The organism is Paenibacillus sp. FSL R5-0636, assembly GCF_037974255.1.
In the GTDB taxonomy this organism is placed as follows: Bacteria; Bacillota; Bacilli; order Paenibacillales; family Paenibacillaceae; genus Paenibacillus_AQ; species Paenibacillus_AQ odorifer.
Genome location: NZ_CP150232.1, coordinates 3,278,994 through 3,299,622 on the forward strand (window position 1 = coordinate 3,278,994; position 20,629 = coordinate 3,299,622).

At 41.0% G+C, this 20,629-nt stretch carries 17 protein-coding genes and 1 riboswitch; of the genes, 16 read left to right on the forward strand and 1 reads right to left on the reverse strand.

Translation table 11 applies throughout. The features are described from left to right. The first annotated feature begins 110 nt into the window (after positions 1-110). The 14 genes from MKX34_RS14940 (at position 111) to MKX34_RS15005 (ending at position 16,101) form a co-directional block, all read left to right on the forward strand. Entirely contained in the window at positions 111-1,238 is a 1,128-nt protein-coding gene (locus MKX34_RS14940) for a phosphodiester glycosidase family protein (RefSeq protein WP_036678103.1), read from the forward strand. 120 nt (positions 1,239-1,358) lie between these two features. After that, entirely contained in the window at positions 1,359-2,291 is a 933-nt protein-coding gene (locus MKX34_RS14945) for a LysR family transcriptional regulator (protein ID WP_076105621.1), read from the forward strand. A 16-nt stretch (positions 2,292-2,307) separates the two neighbouring features. Further along, positions 2,308-3,423: a 5-methyltetrahydropteroyltriglutamate--homocysteine S-methyltransferase gene (locus MKX34_RS14950; RefSeq protein ID WP_036678098.1), complete on the forward strand. Its 1,116-nt coding sequence runs from the start codon at positions 2,308-2,310 to the stop codon at positions 3,421-3,423. Positions 3,424-3,562: 139 nt separating this feature from the next. After that, positions 3,563-4,690: a 5-methyltetrahydropteroyltriglutamate--homocysteine S-methyltransferase gene (locus tag MKX34_RS14955; RefSeq protein WP_076105623.1), complete on the forward strand. Its 1,128-nt coding sequence runs from the start codon at positions 3,563-3,565 to the stop codon at positions 4,688-4,690. A 165-nt stretch (positions 4,691-4,855) separates the two neighbouring features. Then, positions 4,856-5,578, forward strand: a complete 723-nt coding sequence (locus MKX34_RS14960) for a YebC/PmpR family DNA-binding transcriptional regulator (protein WP_036678376.1) — start codon at positions 4,856-4,858, stop codon at positions 5,576-5,578. 7 nt (positions 5,579-5,585) lie between these two features. Beyond that, positions 5,586-5,648: riboswitch (Fluoride riboswitch) on the forward strand. Positions 5,649-5,715: 67 nt separating this feature from the next. Then, complete coding sequence (locus MKX34_RS14965) at positions 5,716-7,026, forward strand: voltage-gated chloride channel family protein (RefSeq protein WP_038570813.1); 1,311 nt, start codon at positions 5,716-5,718, stop codon at positions 7,024-7,026. Positions 7,027-7,471: 445 nt separating this feature from the next. Next, positions 7,472-9,037 (forward strand): ABC-F family ATP-binding cassette domain-containing protein, encoded by a 1,566-nt coding sequence (locus MKX34_RS14970; RefSeq protein WP_076296727.1) that lies wholly within the window; start codon positions 7,472-7,474, stop codon positions 9,035-9,037. 104 nt (positions 9,038-9,141) lie between these two features. Further along, positions 9,142-10,431 carry an amidase gene (locus tag MKX34_RS14975; RefSeq protein WP_076105625.1) on the forward strand — a complete coding sequence of 430 codons (1,290 nt, stop codon included), beginning with the start codon at positions 9,142-9,144 and terminating at the stop codon, positions 10,429-10,431. Positions 10,432-10,435: 4 nt separating this feature from the next. Continuing rightward, entirely contained in the window at positions 10,436-10,978 is a 543-nt protein-coding gene (locus MKX34_RS14980) for a GNAT family N-acetyltransferase (RefSeq protein ID WP_256718494.1), read from the forward strand. A 111-nt stretch (positions 10,979-11,089) separates the two neighbouring features. Then, positions 11,090-11,680 carry a sigma-70 family RNA polymerase sigma factor gene (locus tag MKX34_RS14985; protein WP_076105626.1) on the forward strand — a complete coding sequence of 197 codons (591 nt, stop codon included), beginning with the start codon at positions 11,090-11,092 and terminating at the stop codon, positions 11,678-11,680. After that, on the forward strand, positions 11,658-13,283 hold the full coding sequence (locus MKX34_RS14990; RefSeq protein ID WP_052097022.1) for a DUF4179 domain-containing protein: 1,626 nt from the start codon (positions 11,658-11,660) through the stop codon (positions 13,281-13,283). Before MKX34_RS14985 ends, MKX34_RS14990 begins: the two co-directional genes overlap by 23 nt. Positions 13,284-13,372: 89 nt before the next feature. Continuing rightward, complete coding sequence (locus MKX34_RS14995) at positions 13,373-13,600, forward strand: hypothetical protein (protein WP_036678084.1); 228 nt, start codon at positions 13,373-13,375, stop codon at positions 13,598-13,600. Between the two features lie 129 nt (positions 13,601-13,729). Continuing rightward, entirely contained in the window at positions 13,730-14,890 is a 1,161-nt protein-coding gene (locus tag MKX34_RS15000; RefSeq protein ID WP_038570821.1) for a DHHA1 domain-containing protein, read from the forward strand. Between the two features lie 68 nt (positions 14,891-14,958). After that, a complete protein-coding gene (locus MKX34_RS15005) occupies positions 14,959-16,101 on the forward strand; it encodes a copper amine oxidase N-terminal domain-containing protein (RefSeq protein ID WP_038570823.1) in 1,143 nt (380 codons plus the stop codon). Between the two features lie 74 nt (positions 16,102-16,175). On the opposite strand, the gene MKX34_RS15010 is transcribed toward MKX34_RS15005, so the two are convergent. After that, on the reverse strand, positions 16,176-16,976 hold the full coding sequence (locus MKX34_RS15010) for a polysaccharide deacetylase family protein (RefSeq protein ID WP_076105627.1): 801 nt from the start codon (positions 16,974-16,976) through the stop codon (positions 16,176-16,178). A gap of 315 nt (positions 16,977-17,291) precedes the next feature. On the opposite strand from MKX34_RS15010, the gene MKX34_RS15015 reads away from it, so the two are divergent. Both MKX34_RS15015 and MKX34_RS15020 read left to right on the forward strand, forming a co-directional pair. Then, a complete protein-coding gene (locus MKX34_RS15015; protein WP_339205309.1) occupies positions 17,292-18,848 on the forward strand; it encodes an ABC transporter ATP-binding protein in 1,557 nt (518 codons plus the stop codon). Then, positions 18,841-20,604, forward strand: coding sequence for an ABC transporter ATP-binding protein (locus tag MKX34_RS15020; RefSeq protein ID WP_076105629.1), 1,764 nt, complete (start codon positions 18,841-18,843; stop codon positions 20,602-20,604). The genes MKX34_RS15015 and MKX34_RS15020 overlap by 8 nt, the downstream gene beginning before the upstream one ends. Positions 20,605-20,629 lie beyond the last annotated feature (25 nt).

The following is a 20,629-nucleotide window of genomic DNA, read 5'->3' on the forward strand; positions in this document are numbered from 1 at the left end:
TATAACTAGTAATTCTCTTAACAGAAACTTTTAACGAAAATCATCGTCTATGATAAGGACGAGTTGTACATATTATCAAATTAGTAATATTTAGGGAGGAATACTTAGAAGTGAGCACTTCATCATTACCTCAACGTTCCAATGCACGCAATAAGAAACCTGTTAAGAAACCAATAAAAAAGCGTAAGAAACGAAGTTTTTTTCGCACCTTATCCAAAGTTTTTTTATTCTGCTTATTCTTAATGATCGCTGCTGGTGGATGGCTTTATTTTGCACCCTCGGCTCAGAACTTACGTTATACGATCGCAGATACGCTAATTACAACACAACATCGCTATATGGCTAAATATATTATAGGTGAAGATCAACTGAAGGACCGGGTAACCGAGTATACCGCCCGCTTTGAAGAGATGGGGGACGAAATAGATACACATACGATCGCTCCCGAACCTGAGGTGGTAGAGAAGCCACTTGTCGAGATTGAGAATGTCTCAGGCAGTGGTTATACCGGATATGTAATGATTGTTAATGATCCAACCAAAGTCCGGCTAGGAATACCTAATAAGATTGGTTCAGGTGAAAAAGTAACCAGTATGGTGAAGCGTACAGGCGCTGTCGCCGGAGTTAACGGTGGTGGGTTCGCTGATCCGAACTGGAAAGGTAACGGTTTTAAACCTATAGGAATTGTAGTCTCTCAAGGTAAATTATATTACAACGGTCTAGGCGGTAAAAAATCTACACAGATTGTTGGTCTTGATAAACAAGGAAAAATGGTTGCCGGGAATTATACACTAGATGAGATTAGTAAAATGGGGGTTCAGGAGGCAGTTACTTTTAGCCCGCGGCTAATCGTCAATGGCAAAGGATTGATTAAGAATGCAGCGGAAGGTTGGGGGATTGCACCTAGAACAGCAATGGGTCAGCGGGCAGATGGCGCTATTATTTTTGTGGTAATTGACGGTCGACAGCCTACTTATAGTATTGGAGCAAATCTCTATGATGTGCAGCAAATTTTGCTTAAGCATGGAGCCGTGATAGCGGCTAATCTTGATGGTGGATCTTCTACGGTACTTGTAAAAGACAATGAGATTATGAATAAACCTTCATCCCAATATGGTGAGCGGTATTTGCCTACAGCCTTTTTAGTTTTTGAGCATCCAGAACAGGTTGATATGCCAAATATTTGGAAAGGACTAGATCCTGCCAAGATTGATGCTGGGAAAAAGAGAACACAATAAGTACGCGTTATTGGGCACCTGAAAAGGATTATCTTGGAATGAGAGATGTATTTATGCTACGATATCAGCTAGTATGAAACAGAATGCAGTACGAATAGGTCTGGAACAGGGGGAATAGGAGTGACGTTGCAGCAGCTCCGCTACGCTATCGAAATTGCAAATAGTGGCTCCATGAATGAGGCGGCAAAGAAGCTCTTTGTTTCTCAACCGAGCCTGTCCAACGCTATTAAAGAGCTTGAAAATGAACTTGGGATTACCATCTTTGAACGGACGAACCGTGGAATCAGCATTTCTGTAGAAGGAATGGAATTTCTCGGATATGCCCGTCAAATCATTGAACAAACAGAGCTTATGGAGAATCGTTATACTGGGAAAAAGCGTAGCCCAATCTATTTTTCCATTTCGACTCAGCATTATGCTTTTGTGGTAGATGCTTTTGTGAGTCTCATGAAGCAAAGTGATGTCTCAGAGTACAACTTCAGCTTGAGAGAGACGCAAACCTACGATATCATCGAAGATGTGCGTACCCTCCGTAGCGATTTAGGGATTCTTTATATTAACGAGAGCAACTATAAGCATATGAATAAGCTGTTCAGTGATGGTAATCTGAAATTCACGCCACTCTTTAATACCGACCCACATCTTTATGTCAGAACTGGACATCCGCTTGCCCAGAAGGAAAGGATTTCGCAGGACGATATTTTACCTTTTCCGTATATTACTTTTGAACAAGGTGAGAACAATTCACTTCACTTCTCGGAGGAAATGTTAAGTTTTTCTCAGATTGAGAAGAATATTAAAGTGAATGACCGGGCAACCTTGACCAATTTATTAATGGGCACGGACGGTTATACGGTGGGTACAGGAATCATGGCATCCGATCTGAATGGTAATGGACTGAAGACGATTCCATTTGAGAGTAATGAAGTATTCACGGTTGGTTGGATTGCACATAAAGATCGCAGACCTAGTGTGATGGCATCCAAGTATATAGAAATCTTAAATGACTTGGTTTCCGGAAGTTATTTTGATCTAAATCATTTTTTACTATAGCTGTAGGAGGATCGGTATGATTAGACCCGTAACTGGCACCCAGAGAAATGCTCCACCCTTTCGCTATGATATCGTCGGCAGCTTCTTGCGTACGGAAGAAATTAAAGCAGCCCGCCTCCAATATGAGAATGGTGAAATCACAGGAAGTGAGCTTTATGAAATAGAGAATATTGAGATTGCTAAACTACTGGAACTAGAAAAGGAAGTAGGATTATTAGCAGTTACAGATGGTGAATTTCGCCGTTCCTGGTGGCATCTTGATTTCTTTGTTGGAATTAAAGGAACTGAAAAAATTAACTTAAACCAAGGGAGTGGAAGAGCGGAAACGGTTCAGCGCGCGGAATCATTCCGAATTGTTGACCGAATTTCCTTTGAAGATCATCCGATGCTCCAGCAATTTATCAAGCTCAAGCAAATGGCGGGAGACCGAATACCCAAAATGACGATTCCTTCACCTGCATTATTTCACTTTGTGGAGGAGTTTAATGGAAATGAAGTTTACCCTGATAAGGAAACTTTATTTCAAGATATCATAGCGGTTTACCAAACTGCGATTCAAGCATTTTACGATGCAGGCTGCCGTTACCTCCAGTTAGACGATACAACTTGGGGAACGCTGAGCAGTGGTAGACATCGCGCACATTTACGCAGTAGAGGTACAGATCCAGATCAGTTAGCAAAGGATTATGTTAGGCTGATTAATGAGAGTATTGCGAAGCGTCCGCATGATATGACCATCGCTCTGCACGTATGCCGAGGTAATTTTCGCTCCACTTGGTTCGCTGCTGGTGGTTATGAGCCTGTTGCCGAGGTGCTTTTTTCCAATACAAAAGTTGATGCCTTTTTCTTGGAATATGATAATGAACGAGCTGGTGATTTCGAGCCTTTACGATTTATTAAAGACCAATTTGTAGTGTTGGGATTAGTGACAACCAAACATGGGGGTCTGGAGAGTAAAGAGCAGCTTAAGGCAAGGATCGAAGAAGCCGCGCAATATGTAGATATTGAGAAGCTGTGCCTAAGTCCCCAGTGTGGATTTGCTTCTACGGAGGAAGGAAATATTCTAACCGAAGAAGAGCAGTGGGATAAAGTACGCCTTGTGATCGAAACCGCCCGAGAGGTCTGGTTATAATTAAATAAGCTAATTTGGTGGCCTGCTATAGCGTAAGCTTATGGTAGGCCATAGTTTTTAGGAGTTACCCTGTCCTGATTGTACAGTGCTATAGTGAATTCAACAGAAAGGCACAGACAATGAAGGAGGACGAACCCCTATGAGTACCATCCAAAAAGGAAATCAAAGAACTGAAGTGCCATTCAGAGTAGATATCGTGGGCAGCTTCTTACGTCCGGAAACGATTAAGAGAGCTCGTGTCCAATATCAAAATAATGAAATCTCCGCTGATGAATTGCGCAAGGTTGAAGATACAGAGATTACCAGAGTCGTGAAAAGACAAAAAGCGGTCGGATTAAAAGGTGTAACGGATGGAGAGTTCCGCCGCTCTTGGTGGCATTTAGATTTTATGTGGGGCCTTGAAGGGGTAACAAAGAAAGTCAGCCCAGTGGGCTACCTGTTTAATGGTGTAGAGACTAGAGCGGAAACTGCAGAATTATCCGGAAAAATCCGTGGGACTAACCATCCGATGATCGCTGACTACAGACAATTGGTTAGCATAGCGGGAAATGATGTAGTAGCTCGCCAAACGATTCCTTCGCCAGCGCAGTTCCTTGCTGAACTTCAGCGCAATCAAAAGACTACTGTAGCGGTTTACAACAACCAGGATGAACTAGTGGCTGATATTGCTGCAGCTTATCGTGAAGTTATTCGCGACTTCTATGAGGCAGGTTGCCGTAATCTGCAATTGGACGACTGCACATGGGGGATGCTCTGTGATAAAGGATATTGGGAAGCTCGTCAAAAAGAGGGTGTAGATGTTAACGAAATCGCTAAGCTATACGCATTTGTAAATAACGAAGCGATAAAAGATCATCCAGCAGATATGGTAATTACGATGCATGTATGCCGTGGGAACTATGCGTCCACTTGGGCAGCATCCGGCGGATACGAGCCTATCGCAGAAGTGTTATTCGGAACGGTGGATGTAGATGGTTTCTATCTGGAGTTCGATACGGATCGGGCCGGAGATTTTGCACCCCTTAGATTTATTAAAGATCAACAAGTGGTTTTAGGTTTGTTCAGTTCGAAGTCAGGTGAGCTTGAGAATAAAGAAGAAATCATAGGACGGATTAAAGAAGCTTCGCAATATGTGGATATCAATCAGTTGTGCCTGAGCCCACAATGTGGTTTTGCCTCTACGGAAGAAGGAAACCATCTGACAGATCAACAACAATGGGACAAACTGCAGTTTATTAAAGAGATTGCAGATGAAATATGGCAGTAATCTATAAAAAATTAGCAGGCTCCTGATTGAATCAGAAGCCTTTTTCTATGCGTATTGTGACAGCTTAGAGGATTAACCTACTACTGCACTTTACTAGAGCTATCGAAGAAGGGTATAATAAGTAACAATTGTTTTTAATTCATGTTGAAAGAGAGCGGGAACAATATGGGTCGTAAGTGGAATAATATTAAAGAAAAGAAAGCTTCCAAAGACGCAAACACAAGTCGTGTTTATGCAAAGTTTGGTGTTGAGATTTATGTAGCAGCAAAGAAGGGTGAACCCGATCCAGAAGCGAACCGGGCTCTGAAAGTTGTATTAGAACGTGCAAAAACTTACAATGTACCAAAAGCGATCATTGACCGTGCGCTTGATAAAGCTAAAGGCAGCGCTGAAGAAAATTATGAAGAGCTTCGTTATGAAGGATTTGGACCTAGCGGTTCAATGATCATCGTTGATGCGCTCACAAATAACGTTAACCGGACAGCTCCATTGATCCGTTCAACCTTCAGTAAGAATGGCGGAAATATGGGTGTCAGCGGATCAGTAGCTTACATGTTTGACTCTACGGCCGTTATAGGTGTGGAAGGTAAAACTGCTGATGAAGTAATTGAAATGATGTTTGATGCAGAACTTGATGTACGCGATGTGCTGGAAGAGGATGATGCAGTTATTGTTTATGCAGAGCCTGATCAGTTCAATGCAGTGCAAGAAGTATTCAAAAATGCAGGCATCACTGAATTTACTGTTGCTGAGTTAAACATGCTTCCACAAAACTATGTGGCACTCCCAGAAGATGCTCAAGCTCAATTCGAGAAATTGATTGATGCTTTGGAAGACCTGGAAGATGTTCAACAAGTGTATCATAACGTAGATTCAGAAGAAGAATAATTTAAGTTTTATAAAGGGCGATGGAGTTCGCCATAACTGTCTCTCTGAGACTAATGACTCCTACCAGTGTGAGCTTCCCTGGTAGGGGTCTGTTTTATTGTTGAGACTAATTTATTTTGTCCTTAGGAGCTGTCGAGATGAATCCATGGTCTACCCGATGGTTTGAAATCACTAAGAAGCGAAGTTATTTTGCACTTTGGAGTACTTTTATCAAATGGATTGTGCTTGGTAGTGTGGTTGGCATTTTATCCGGCACCGCCTCTGCTTTTTTTCTGAAAAGCTTGGATTACGTTACAGATGTACGTTTAGAGCATCCGTGGCTACTTTATTTGTTGCCTCTTGGGGGAGTACTTGTTAGTTTCTTATATATGCGATATGGCAAGAACAGTTCTAAAGGCAATAACCTCATTCTAGAACAAATTCAGGACGGACAAGAAACCATACCTTTGCGAATGGCTCCATTGGTGTTGTTCGGAACATTAGTAACCCACTTATTTGGTGGATCCGCTGGGCGTGAAGGGACAGCTGTTCAAATGGGCGGAAGCCTTGCGGAATGGTTCGGAAAGCTGATTAAAATCAGTCCTATGGATCGCAAAATATTGTTAATGTGCGGAATTAGCGGTGGTTTTGGATCTATATTCGGCACTCCACTAGCAGGAACTTTGTTTGGTCTAGAGGTAGTAACCATTGGACTTATTAGTCAACAGGCATTACTTCCATGTTTTGTGGCTAGCTTTGTTGGTGATCTGGTCACCACTCGATTGTGGGGCGTTCATCATACACACTATGTAGTGAATGAATTTCCAGCCTTAAGTTTAATGATTATTCTAAAAGTGGTATTGGCCTCTGTAATTTTTGGTCTCGTGAGTATGCTTTTCAGTGAACTGACTCATTTTCTAAAAAGAATCTTCACCGCCATGATAAGCAATCCAATGATAAAAGGTGCAGTAGGTGGATTAATTATCATTGCCTTAGTATTCCTTGTAGGGTCTCGTGATTACTTAGGCCTCGGAATTCCATTAATCAAGGATTCTTTTGAGGGAGATATCTCACCGTTCGCTTTTTTATGGAAGCTGATCTTTACTGCCTTTACCTTAGGAACAGGATTTCAGGGTGGTGAGGTTACTCCGTTATTTGTGATTGGTGCCACACTAGGCAATGCTTTGGCTGAAATATTACATGTGTATGGACCCTTTTTAGCTGCCCTCGGTTTTATTGCTGTCTTCTGTGGAGCTACTAGCACGCCTATCGCTTGCTTTTTAATGGGGATCGAGCTGTTTGGTTCGGAAGGAGCCATATACATGTTTATCGCTTGTGTGGTGAGTTATTTATTCTCCGGACATAGTAGTATTTATACTTCACAGCTTATCGGTGTATCGAAGAGCCAGTTCATTACAATTCCTCAAGGGACTAGGATCGGTACGGTCAAACGCGCCCGCAAAAAATAACAGCACCTCTCGGATGGTGGTTGACAAGTGCGGGTACACGATTTAAAATGTAGCCAAACGAAGGGATGGTTCAACATGATTCATGTGGAAACTGAAAAATTATATACCAGAAGCTGCTCCGAACAATCGGATACAAACGATGAAACGTTGTCCGGAGCTTAATCAAAAAGCGAATCGCTTTTTATATCATCGAAAGATAGCTAGGTCATTTTAGTGTGATTATTCATGCTTATTTGATTACGCCATCTTCCGATGTTAATGATTAAGAGGCTGTAGACAATTTTCGTCTACAGCCTTTTGTGTTTGTAATGTTCAGTTTCCAAACTGACAATTATCTATTTGTGCCGTCTATTCGTGCACGGATAAGCAGAAGGCTTGCGCCCAAGGGCGCGGTGTCTTCTGCTTTTTTTGTGCTTAAAAACAATTATAGAAAAGAGGAAAGTAAATGAGTTTACTTGAGGTTTCTAATTTATCACATGCTTTTGGAGATAAAGTGCTGTATAAACAGGTTTCTTTGGAAGTCTACAAAGGGGAGCATGTAGGTGTGGTGGGTCAGAATGGAACAGGGAAAAGCACATTAATTGGTATTCTGACGGGCGAGGTGATCCCTGATGGTGGAACGATTAAATGGCAGCCCAATATCAAAATAGGCCATCTTGATCAATACGCGGTTATTGATGGGTCAAGTACAGTTCAAAGTTATTTAAGGCGAGCGTTCACTGAATTATACAAAATGGAAGAAAAGATGAATGCACTTTATGCGGAATGTGCTGTTACTGGCAATGAAGTGCTTTTGCAGAAGGCAGCAGACCTTCAGGAACGACTCGAGGCACTCAACTATTATTCTATCGAGAGCAATATCAGTAAAGTGGTTACGGGGCTAGGGTTAAACGTAATGGGGATGGACCGTCCTATTGAACAGCTTAGTGGGGGGCAGCGAACCAAAGTTATATTGGCAAAGCTGTTGCTTGAACAACCTGATGTGTTATTGCTCGACGAGCCCACCAATTATCTCGACACCACGCATATTAACTGGCTTGCTGAATATCTGATAGCGTTCGATCAAGCCTTCATTGTGGTCTCTCATAACTATACTTTTCTCGATAAAATATCAACAAGCATTTGCGATATTGAAGGGGAAACGATTAAGAAATATCATGGCAAATATGCTGATTTTTTGAGACAGAAGGAGCATTTTCGCGAGAGCCATATCCGGCAGTACCATGCACAGCAGAAAAAAATTGAAGCCACTGAGCAATATATCCGGAAAAATGTTGCTGGTGTTAATTCTAGAATTGCCCGTGGCCGTCAGAAGCAGCTGGATCGTATGGAGAGAGTCGCTGCACCGACGTTTGTCACTAAAGCATCTATCCGTTTTCAAGAGCTTCCTGTTAATGCACAAGTTGCGCTTAGAGTAGACCATCTGGTGGTTGGTTACGTCAAACCGCTGCTGCCCAAATTAACATTTTCGATTCGAGGAGGACAAAAGATAGTCATTACAGGCTTTAACGGCATCGGAAAATCAACATTGCTGAAAACATTAGTTGGTCAAATCTCCTGTGTTGCCGGGGCTTTCCGCTTTGCCGAACAAGTCTCTATTGGTTACTACGAGCAAGATTTAATTTGGGAAAACGATAACATGACACCTATTGAAATCGTCTCATCGTTTTATCCAAAATTGACTATTAAGGAAATACGTCGTCATCTAGCATTATGTGTTGTAAAAGATAGTCACGTTACACAGCCTATCCGTACACTCAGCGGTGGCGAACAATCTAAAGTTAAGCTGTGTCTTTTATTGCTTACAGCATGTAATTTCTTAATCTTAGATGAGCCCACCAATCACTTAGATGCCGAAACAAAAGATGCTTTACAGAATGCTTTAATCCAATTTAAAGGTACAGTGATTCTGGTTTCTCATGAGGAGCAATTTTATCAAGGGTGGGTGGATCGTGTAATCAATATTGTGGATGAAAATAGAAATAGAGAACTAAAGTATAGCCATAGATAAGGTTAACTAGTAACATGAAGCTGTTCCAAATTAATACAATCGTCTTCAAATGGCTTCCTGGTTTAAGTGGTTTAAGTGAATATTAAGGAGGGTTCCAATCAGACATGTACATTAATAAATCTTCGTTAGCTCAGTTTGCTCAGGGCAATAAGATCTCAGATGTAACCATGGATAGATATCTTACACAATATTTAGATCTTTACGATAAGGTAGAACCACACGTGCGTGCTTTCGTGCCAGAGGAGAACCGAGCAGATAGAATAAAAAATGAAGTGGCTGGGGTAAGAGAGAAGTATTCAGAAATTCCTAAACCATCGCTATATGGAATACCTGCTGGAATCAAAGATTTAATTCACTTAGATGGGTTGCCTACCCGTGCAGGGTCGAACCTCCCCTCACAAGCTTTGACGAAGTCTGAAGGCAGTTTTATTCAAAAGCTTCGGCAAAAAGGGGTTTGGTTCACCGGCAAAACAGTGACGGAGGAATTTGCTTATGCCGGACCTATCACAACCCGCAATCCTCATCAGCTGGATCATACGCCTGGCGGTTCTAGTGCAGGCTCTGCTGCTGCGGTTGCCGCGGGCATCTGTCCATTTGCGATAGGTACACAAACTTTGCGTTCTGTTATGGCACCTGCTTCATTTTGCGGAGTGGTCGGCTTTAAACCTAGTTATGCGCGTATCCCTATAGATGGTGTCCAATTGATGTCGCCATCTTTTGATACGTTTGGATTTTTCACTCAGGATATGGAGGGTATGGACTTTCTCGCCGCTGAGCTTGTAACGGGATGGAGACCTTTTAAAGAAGCTCGTAAACCTGTACTGGGGATACCCGAAGGTGTGTACATGACATTATTGGAGGATGACACCAAGATAACCTTTCAGAAGCAGCTTAAGAAGCTTGAGGAAGCAGGGTTCAGCATAAAAACAGTTGCGATGCCGTGGGAAGATAGCTTTATCTACGGAGATGCCATGGTGAGGTTTGTACATGGAGAAATGGCGCAAGTCCATGATCCACTATTTGATGTTTATAAAGATCTTTATGATGATACCGTACGGCAGGCTATTTTATCTGGACGAACCATTACTGAGGAAGAACTGGAAGGATATCGTAGCGGACAACTCAAGCTCAGAAATGATCTATTAGATGTGCAGAAGTCACAGGGGATTGATCTGTGGGTTTCGCCGGCTCAGGCAGGAACAGCTCCGCTGTGGGGAACACGAACCGGATGGACCGGAATGACGGCCATTTGGTCATATGCTGGAGCGCCTGCGGTGAGTATTCCAGCTGCCACTATAAATAACATGCCATTAGGGTTTCAATGTATCGGGGCATATGGTAGGGATGAAGAGTTAATTTATTGGAGTAAAGTGGTTTCTTTAGCGCTTCAGTGATTCTATGGCTTTAGAAATGGAAGGTGTTAAGTTGAACGATCAAAGTATTGTGTTTCCTGCGTTGCATACAGAAAGAATTGAATTGCGGATTTTAAATCTAGAGGATGCAAATGTAGTCTTTAGACATTTTTCTGATGAAGAAGTAACTAGATATATGGACATTGAGCCCTGCAAAGATCTAAAAGAAGCTGAAGAGATCATTCAGTATCATTTGGACGATTCGGGTTGTAGATGGGGAATGTTCGAAAAAGCGAATAATGAGTTTATCGGCACCTGCGGATATCATTATTTAAGAAGAGTAGGCAATGAATTTACAGCAGAGGTAGGCTATGATTTATCCAGAGCGTTCTGGGGCAAAGGCTACATGTACGAAGTGATGAAAGAGATTATTGATTTGGGATTCTTGAAATTGGGGTTTACTAGTATTGACGCTACAGTTGAGCCAGAGAATGTTAGATCCTTAATGCTGCTAGAGCGATTAGCGTTTGAGCAGGACGCTGAACTTCGTGATCAATTGTTGTATTTTGTTCTAAAACGTAATCGGTAGATTACACAGTAGGTCTTCGTTTTATTTGAAGATCTACTTTTTTTTGTATAAAGTGAGAGTTTTTTAAATAGGGATCGTCTATACAGTATCGTGCTTCAAGGAGGCTTCAAGGTGAAGGGACATGTACCGAAAGTTGAAAAAGAGGATGAGAGGCTATGGATCCAAAATATTCTCGATGGACATAAAGAAGACTATTCGTATCTTGTAAATCGATATAAGAATAAAATTTATGGGCTTATGCGAGGAATGGGAGCCAATCATCAAGATGCACAAGACATAACGCAGGAGACTTTTATTAAAGCTTACCGCAAGCTAGCCTCACATGATTTGGATAAGAATTTTGCGGCGTGGCTATATGCTATCGCGACTAATTTACTGAAGGATTTGTGGAAAAAAGACCGACCAACAGCGAGCTTGCCGGACAACAATGCCGAACATTCTCTTTCAGATAATCCAGAAGAAGAATTAATGCGATCGGAGCATCGCACAGAGCTGCTTCACCTGATGCAGAAGCTCCCGTCTAATTATCGTACGGCTTTACTGCTTCGTTATACCAATGATTTAAGCTACGAAGAAATGTGTATGGTTCTAGATGTTCCATTAAGCAAGATTCAAAATGATTTATACCGGGCTAAACAGCGTTTGAAGCAGCTAATTACACTCCAGGAGGTGAAGACCGATGAGGTGCTTAAATTCCTATGAGATCGAAGAATATATTTTAAGCAAATCTATCTTACGAGATCAAGCCGTAGCTGAACATATGGCAACTTGTACGCATTGTAATATGATCTACGAAGCAGAGCTTGAAGAACAAGCTGAATGGTCGCAGGCTATGTATGAAGAGCGCTTACCAGATTCATTTACTGCTCAAGTAATGGCTTCTTTGGAACAAGTTGAGCTTGAGGAATTTACTCCAACACAAAGGAATCGCAAGCATCCGAAGCGCAATAAGTTGCTGAGATTATTTATGGGCGCGGCGTTGTTACTGGTTGTACTAAGTGCCGTGATCTTATATTCCGTTCCTACACTGGCAGAGACTTTACGTTCTCTTTTTGTAAAAAACAACATGGACATTGGCCTTCTACGAGCACAAGAATTTGGGTTAGTAGAACATCCTAATATTAAGGTGAAGGATAAGGGCTACACTATCAAAATAGATGAAGCGGTGGCAGATCCTACACGGGTAATTGTTGCGTTACAGTTGTTTGGACCGGATGGAAAGCATGATAAAAAACGCTTGGCCCTTAATGATGGGAACAGTATTGCGATTAAGGATGATCAAGGGAAGGTTGTTGGGGAGTTATACGATATAGGATTTACCAGTGACTTTTACTATTTGATCGCTAATTTCACTGAACCTCTGCAAACTGATCGAATTACGGTCGAAGGTCATATTACTGAATTGGGAAGTGAACGCAAGAACATCCCTACTCTTAAAGGCGATTGGAATTTCAATTTTTCGATGGATATGACGGAAGCGAATAAACAAACGACCTCCATGCCACTAACGGGTAGCTACACCTCCCCGGACGGTTTAACTGTGACCTTGAATAAATTAACTCATATGGTGCAAGGTGTTCGTTTTGAGTTCGATACTCAATTGAGTGAAGAGGCGTTGACCCGTTCTCCAGGCGAACTATGGAAGCAACAAGGTTTGAAATTCCATTTTGAGGATACAGTAGGAGAAGAGATTCACAGTGTTAATGCTAGAAAGTTTCCTAATAAGAACAGCGTTATGTCCTACTCTAACATTCCCGGGGCAACAAAGGGACTTATGCACTGGAGCTATACGTTTAAATATTTACCACAGGATACGCCTTATACTTTCGTATTGGATGGATATTTTATCCCAGAGAAGGATGGTTCTAGTGTGCAATTTGAGCCAGCCAAGTTGAAAGAACATCCGATTCCCTTTGCTTTTGACGGGGATGAGCTGATGTTAAATGATTTTATAGTGGAATCGTCTCCCGATAACAATGTATCAGCGAAGGAAGGTGTATTACATTTTAGCGGAAGATTGAAAAATGAATTTATGAATGATGAATGGATGTTCAAGACAATGGATGGCAAGGAATACAAACTCACTAAACAAGGAGCGCATTCTATCAAAGGGGAAGGATGGAAGGATGGATATATTATAATTGTTCAATCTCAGTCAAATAATCAAAAGAAATATTTCCAATTCCGTGCCGAAGGCCTTACACAAATTCCCGAGCAGCTTCAATTAATACGCACGATAAACAATCGAATGTATACTAATGTAGACTGGTCCGTTCCTATCATGGAAGCTAGCAAAAAAGAGTAAATATAGTTATTTGGTTTCCGGATTGTACAAGCAAATAAGGGGGAATAAGCATCTCATATACTATCACAATCGAAAAGAGGTGGTAGTTTATGACTGCTGCAGAGAAGAGAAAAATTCAAAGAGCTTTGAACGCATTGCGTAAGCAAAGAGTGATTCTGAAAGAAAGTCTTAAAAGAATTGAAGCCATTCTTTGCAGGTTGCCTATTGGCAGTCGTGAAAGATTTGAATTGTTAGCAGTAAGAGACTCAATAGTAGAAGCGCTTCGACTAAATGCAATTGCCATTAGAAATTTAAAAGATGCTACTTGTTCTTGTTAATTACCCTAATACCAGTTCTACGCAGCTTTTGCGTGGAGCTGGTTTTTTTGAAATAATAAGATTCACACTATCCGTTATGATACTATAAACTTAATATGTCGATAACGTAAAAAAGAGAGGAAACCATTTATGACCAACAAATTATACTACAATTCAACATACCTGACTGATTGGCAAACCCGTGTGACTGAAACCATAGAACGAGAAGATGGTCTTTATGTTCTTTTGGAGGAGACGGCTTTTTATCCGCATGGTGGTGGACAACCCTGTGATCTAGGATCTATTCAGGGAATTCCTGTGCTTGATGTAATCAGTGAGGAAGAGCTTGTACTACATAAGCTGGAACGTTTACCTAATGATGAATCGGTAGCTTGCCAGCTCGATTGGAATAGAAGATTTGACCATATGCAGCAGCATAGTGGCCAGCATTTGCTCTCAGCGGTTTGTCTAGAAAAACATAACTTTATGACCTTAAGCTTTCATTTAGGTGAGGATTATTGCACCATTGATATAGAAGTGCCAGAACTGAATGCTGGTCAACTGTCCTCGATAGAGAGAGAAGTTAATCGGCAGATTTACTTAAATCACAATATTCTCAGCTATTTCGTAACAGGGGAAGAGGCTTCACAGCTTAAATTGGTTAAACAGCCAAAAGTGACAGAGAACATCAGGATTGTTGAGATCAAAGATGTTGAATACAACGCTTGTGGGGGGACACATGTGTCCTCAACAGGTGAAATTGGAATGATTAAGCTTCTGAAAGCTGAAAAAATAAAAGGGAATACGCGGATTTATTTTAAATGTGGATACCGGGCTTTAGAGGAATTTAATACCAGTCAGCAAATCCTTGGTACACTATCTTCCAAATTCAATACAGGCAAAGATGAAATTATCGATCGAATTGAAAAATGGGAAAATGAACAAAAGCTTCTGCAAGCTGAAATTAACCTGCTTAAAGAAAAAAATGACGACTATGTCGTGCAAGAGCTTTTAAATGAGCAAGCGGGAAAGATAATCGCACAAGTATTTGAGGATAAATCGCTAAAAGATCTACAGAGCTTAGCTAATAAGCTGACTTCGAAATGTGATCTTCCTGTATTATTAGCTACTTCTGCGGAGAATAAGGTTGTGTTTGCGCAGAATGGGAGCCTGGAGATTTCCTGTGGAGCTTTTTTCAAAGCTCATCTAGGCAGCTACAACGGTAAAGGCGGGGGCAGCGATAAACTGGCGCAAGCAGGATTCCCAACTCGGGAGGATGCTTTGGCTTTTTATGAGTTTGCTAGAGGGTGAAATGAAACTTTTTCCATTATCTTCCGTCTAATTACATATGATTATAATGTCGAAGGAGACGGATAGAAATGAATAAATGGAAAGTAACGCTAGGGATCTTTGCTGTTTTGATTTTAAGTACTGGGTATGGATCGGCATCTGCGCAAGCAGACAAGCAAATTCAATTCAACTATAAAGAAATTGGAATCAGCAGTAAACAAGTCATCGCGGAGAATACAACTTTTGTACCTTTGAAATCACTTGCAGATGCTATGGGTTATACGTTATCGTGGGATCAAAAATTAAAAACGGCCAAGCTGGTACGTCCAGAGCGTGAAGTCATCTTCACTGCGGGTGCTACAACGTCAAAAGTGAACGGGGGAGCGATGGGATTAACAAAATCTCCACGTATCATAAAAGGTTCGTTGTACGTGCCATTGGTCTCTGCGGTCAGTGTACTTGGGGGTAAAGCGGGGCTAAATAAAACGGATGGAATTATCCACATCGTTGATGAACCTAGATTTGTTGCCGCTTCTGTAGAAGGAAGATCCTATTGGATATCTCAAAAAAACGGTGATTTATATTACCGGGCTACAGCAGCTGGGAAACCAGTAATTATTGGCCAACTACCGCTCAAGGGATCCGCTTACAATCATGGATTTGAGATCAAGAAATTTGGAAATGGCAAGTACTTGCTCCAGTTAACAGACAATCACTATGCTATGTTTAATGATTTCAGCAACAGCTATCAGGTACTAGTTCAAGCAGGTACAATAATTCAGCAAATGGATTATCATTATATGATCTCTGCTTATCCTCATGCGCCTCAAGTGCCCTCCACTCAGGTGTATATGACCGATGGGAAGAACGTTCAGTATATTACTAAGGATGGCGGTTTGGGCAAGTTGTTTGAGATGGAGAAATTAACCGGGGCAACCGGTGATTTCATAGTGGAGTACGCCGCGGAGGATGTGGCACTCGTTCGCTTATTAGATACAACACAATTATATATTGTCTACAGCAGTACAGGAGAAATCGTCAATCTCAGTGAACAACTGATTACTAGTGAGGATCGTAAAGAATGGGATAAAGTAAATGATGGCAGAGATCAATACATTCTGAGCAGAATGTTAGGGATGAAAAGCCGTAAGGGGAATGTACTGACCTTCACCTACACGCCAATCCTTGAGGAAAAAGCAAAAACAGTGACATATACACTTCAAGCGAAATAATTCGGAATCACATCAATATAATTAGTACAAAAAAAGAGCGATGTTGAACATCGCTCTTTTTTATGTATTTATGATTATTTCGTCGTCATCATACTTCCACCCTTAATCTGAACGGGTTGATCATTTATAGATACCCAAACATCTATGGCAGAATTGTTGCGGATAATCGTTTTGTCGGCACTTAATTTCAGTGAATACAGGGCAGTGACATAATCATAAATCTCAATATTAGTAGCGTACCAAATATCTGTATGTCCACCTGCTTGTTGGCAAAAGGTTTCGATTAGCTCCCAATTGTTCTGCTGTGCGAACTCATAGCTATGGCCCCAAACATAACAGAGTCTTAGTTTCTGGGAGGGTCCTTCCATTGTGAATCGCTCCCAAACCTGATGCAGATCTTCAATATGGTGGCAGGTTGGATGCCATTCCATGAAATTAAGAGGCATATCAAATTGTTTAGTAGAGTGAACAGTGCGGCTGTATTCAATTCCTACGGACTGAAGTGGTGCAATTATCTCCTGAGAGTATGTACCGTAGGGGTAGGACATGCCTCGCACTGGATAATCCACCAGCTTTTCCAATCGTTTACGGTCTTCGAACAGCTCTTCAATTACCATCGGTAAAGGAAGACGCTCTAGATGTGGGTGAGTAACGGAATGGGCGGACACTTCATGATTCCTGAGCGAATGCTTAACATCAGCGGGCGATAAGAACCCAGGTGCATTGATCATTGCACTATTTAAATGGAAGGTCCCTTTGATTCCATATTGATCAAAAATACCAGCCAAGCGGATATCGTGTTTCTGGCCGTCATCATAGCTCATAGTGAGCGCCTTAGATAATCCGCCTGGGAATAAGTTGAATTGAAGTTTCATGAATTCACACTCCTATAATTTGGTAATCTCGAAATTACTTCTTCCAATTATAAACAATTAACGTTATAATCAGATTCCACGTTTAAAAAGGAAAGAGTTTTCAGTGAAAAATATACACTTAAGGAGAGATGCTATCTGCCTGACTTTCTCTACGTTGTAAAACTGCTCTATGTAAAAGACAAAAGAAACTCACTTTTATATTTTATCACTAACCTGCTGAGCCCACCAATTCTATTTGCCGAGCTGTTCATAACGAAATATGTGGTTGACCTCATTCAGAACTTCACGCCTAACGCCTACCTACATATCTTACTATTGGTAAGTTCACTGATGTTAATTTTATATCTGGCTGGCATCAATGGTTCTCTTCGAGCCATTTCTGTAACCAATTTAACGGCAACCAGTATTTATGAACTGGAACATAGTATTTTGGCTAAGACCTCTAAATTATCGACGGCTTTATTGGAAGACCCCGCAACAAAAACGATTAGAGAAAAAGCAAAACGGCTTTCCCTGATCGATTTATTAGATCAATGGACCGGAGTGACAATCCACTTTATAACATTAATCGCACTAATCGTAGTTCTATCCTGTTATGGCTTTTATATCCTGGCAGTGTTCATTTTAGTTGTACAAATTCTGCAGCTTTACCTCATGAGATGGATGTCTCGGAAAGTAGAGGCCATTTCAGCGAATCAAACCTCCTCTGTACGAATGATTAATTATATCGTTGATTTGCTGGTTAGTAGAAATACCCTCCCGGAAGTAAGAATGTACGGAATGTCCTCCTACTTGGTTACCACAATGAAAGAAATCTTCAATGGAAATTTCAAACAAATGCACCGAAAAGTTATTTTATCTGAGACCTTAAGCTTCTCCCAAAGTATAATAATGACTTTATTAAACGGGCTTACGATTGCTATTTTAGCAATTACGCTTGGAGGTAGCGGGCAGAGCGCCGGACTTTTCGTATTATTACTTCAGATATCTAGTCAATTATTTATTGTCATTCCTGCACTAACAAGGATGTATTCTGATCTGACCAAAAGTCGCTTGCGCTTCAATGAGTATAGTGCGTATTTGGAACTTGAAGAGCAAGTTCAAAGAGATCCGGAAGATTCCATAAGGAATACCGATGCGATGCAGATCACAATTCAGCAGTTGAATTATCGTTATGCAACCAATGCAGAGGACACGCTTAAAAATATAAACATGATCCTCAAACCTGGTGAACGAGTTGCTTTTGTAGGTGAGAATGGTTCAGGAAAATCCACGCTCATCAAGCTGATAGCAGGGTTATATCATCCAACAGCGGGAAACATCCAGTGGTTTAATGGAGAGCAGGAAGTTCTGGCTCATAACGTCACAAAGGGTGTGAGAGTTGTATTTCAGGATTTCACTAAATTACATAGACCAATTCGAGAAAACATAGCCATGGGGAATATTGCTGCCATGTATGACGATTCAAGATTATTAGCTGCGATGAGAAAAGCAGAAGCTGATTCCTATGGTGTTGCGTTGGACACTTTAGTAGGTCCACAGTTTGGGGGGATCGATCTGTCTGGTGGACAATGGCAAAGACTTGCGATTGCACGTGCTTATCTCAACAACGGCTCGCTTACGATTTTTGATGAACCTACTGCAGCCCTCGATCCTTACGCGGAACAGCAGGCGTTTGAAACCTTTATGAAATTAGGAGAGCAGCAGACCTCCATTATTGTGACACATCGGCTATATATGTCCAAATTTGTTGATAGAATTTTTCTGTTTGAGCATGGACAAATCGTTGAAAGTGGAACACATGAAGAATTAATGATTTTGGATGGTAAGTACAGGGGAATGTTTAACCGCCAGTCCTCTTTATATGGCTGAGAAAGGAGAGATTCTGCTGAGAAGAGACCTTAAGAATATTTTAACGATACTGGCACGGATGATTGGAATAAGTCCAGTAATCTCAACAATAACGATCATAGTTCCTATAATCAGTGGATTATTAACTTTTTACTCGTATTCTGTTCAAGTTCATATCATTAATGCAGTAGCTGCTGGTGCGATAACCTTTATTCCGATTCTATGGTTTGTTTTAATTCATGGAGTACAAGCCTGTTCATTGAGTATAACCAACATAATGAAAAGTCGAATGAATGCGGAACTAACTCTCGCTTTCCAATCCGAGCTGATAGATATTGCAAACCAAGTTGACTTTGAGGATTTTGATGATGAAGAGTTTGGGAACAAGCTGCAAAGAGCTAAAACAATAGTTGGAGAAGATTTAGAGGGAATTACTGGTTTTTTGGTGTCCAGTGTAGGAAATATCTCAGGACTTATAAGTATCATCTGGTTATCGGCTACAAGTGGATATTTTTTAGTCACACTGGTGGTGGGTTTAATGATCGTATCTACTTTATCTTTTCGAATGTTTACTGAGATTAAAGTTAGAAGAACAGGGCGAGAGCTTACTTTTGACGGAAGAATGGGGGATTATCTAGCTGTAACTTTGGAAGATCCTAATGCGATTAGGGAAATGCGAATCTATAACTCTATCTCCTATTTTACGGATCTCTGGGCAAAGCTTATGAAGAAGCAGCATGATAAAAGGTATAGTGCGAGGAAATTCGAAATCAAAACAGGGATGATTGTGGCTATGGTTCAGACGAGTGCTATTTTTATCGTATTGGTCTATCTGTTAAGTAAAATGGGGGAGTCAAATACAGTTATTGTGGGGACAATCTCAGTATTATTTCTGGCTTTGTTAACTTGTGGTGGTAAAATCATGAGTTTGACCTGGCCGCTAAGCAAGCTTTACATCAGCAGCAGTAAATTATATGACTTAAATGAAGTGCTTACCTATAAAAATAGAGATTTTCGAAAAAATAATATCAATAACAGCTCTGAAGCTATGCTTCCTATTACCGTTTCAAATGTCTATTTTAAATACGCCAAATCCAGTAAGTATGTTTTATCTAACATCAATATGGTCATAAAGCCCGGTGAGAAAATAGCCATCGTTGGAGAAAATGGAGCAGGAAAGTCTACCTTGATCAAATTGTTATTAGGGCAGTACACTGCTAGTTCTGGATCTATTTACTGGAAAGACAGTCCAGAACCTCAAGGTAAAGTATCCGTCGTGTACCAGCATTCTATTAAATTCGAACTGACACTAAGAGAAAACATCCTGTTGGGGGATGCCAAATCTTCGCCGGACGATGTGAAAATACTAAGTATTCTGGAAAAATGTGAGCTGATGGATTTGTTTTACGAATTAGGGGGACTAGATGTAAGGTTAGGTCAAATGCTTGAAGGAAGCAGGCAGCTATCAGGCGGACAGTGGCAAAAGCTGGCGATAGCGCGTGCGTTATATAATGATGTGGATCTTATAGTGTTTGACGAACCTACTTCTGCGATTGATCCGAATGCTGAGATGCAGATCTATACACAATTATTAGATATCTGCCAAGATAAAGCTGCCATCTTCATTTCACATAGACTGGGCTGGGCGAAAAATGTGGATACGATCTATGTTATTGATAATGGAAGTATAGCTGAAGTGGGGCAGCATCAAGACTTAATAAATAATAAAGGGATTTATGCAGATATGTACGCTTTACAATCATCTTGGTATAACTAAAAATGCTTAGCATAGTAGTTTTCAC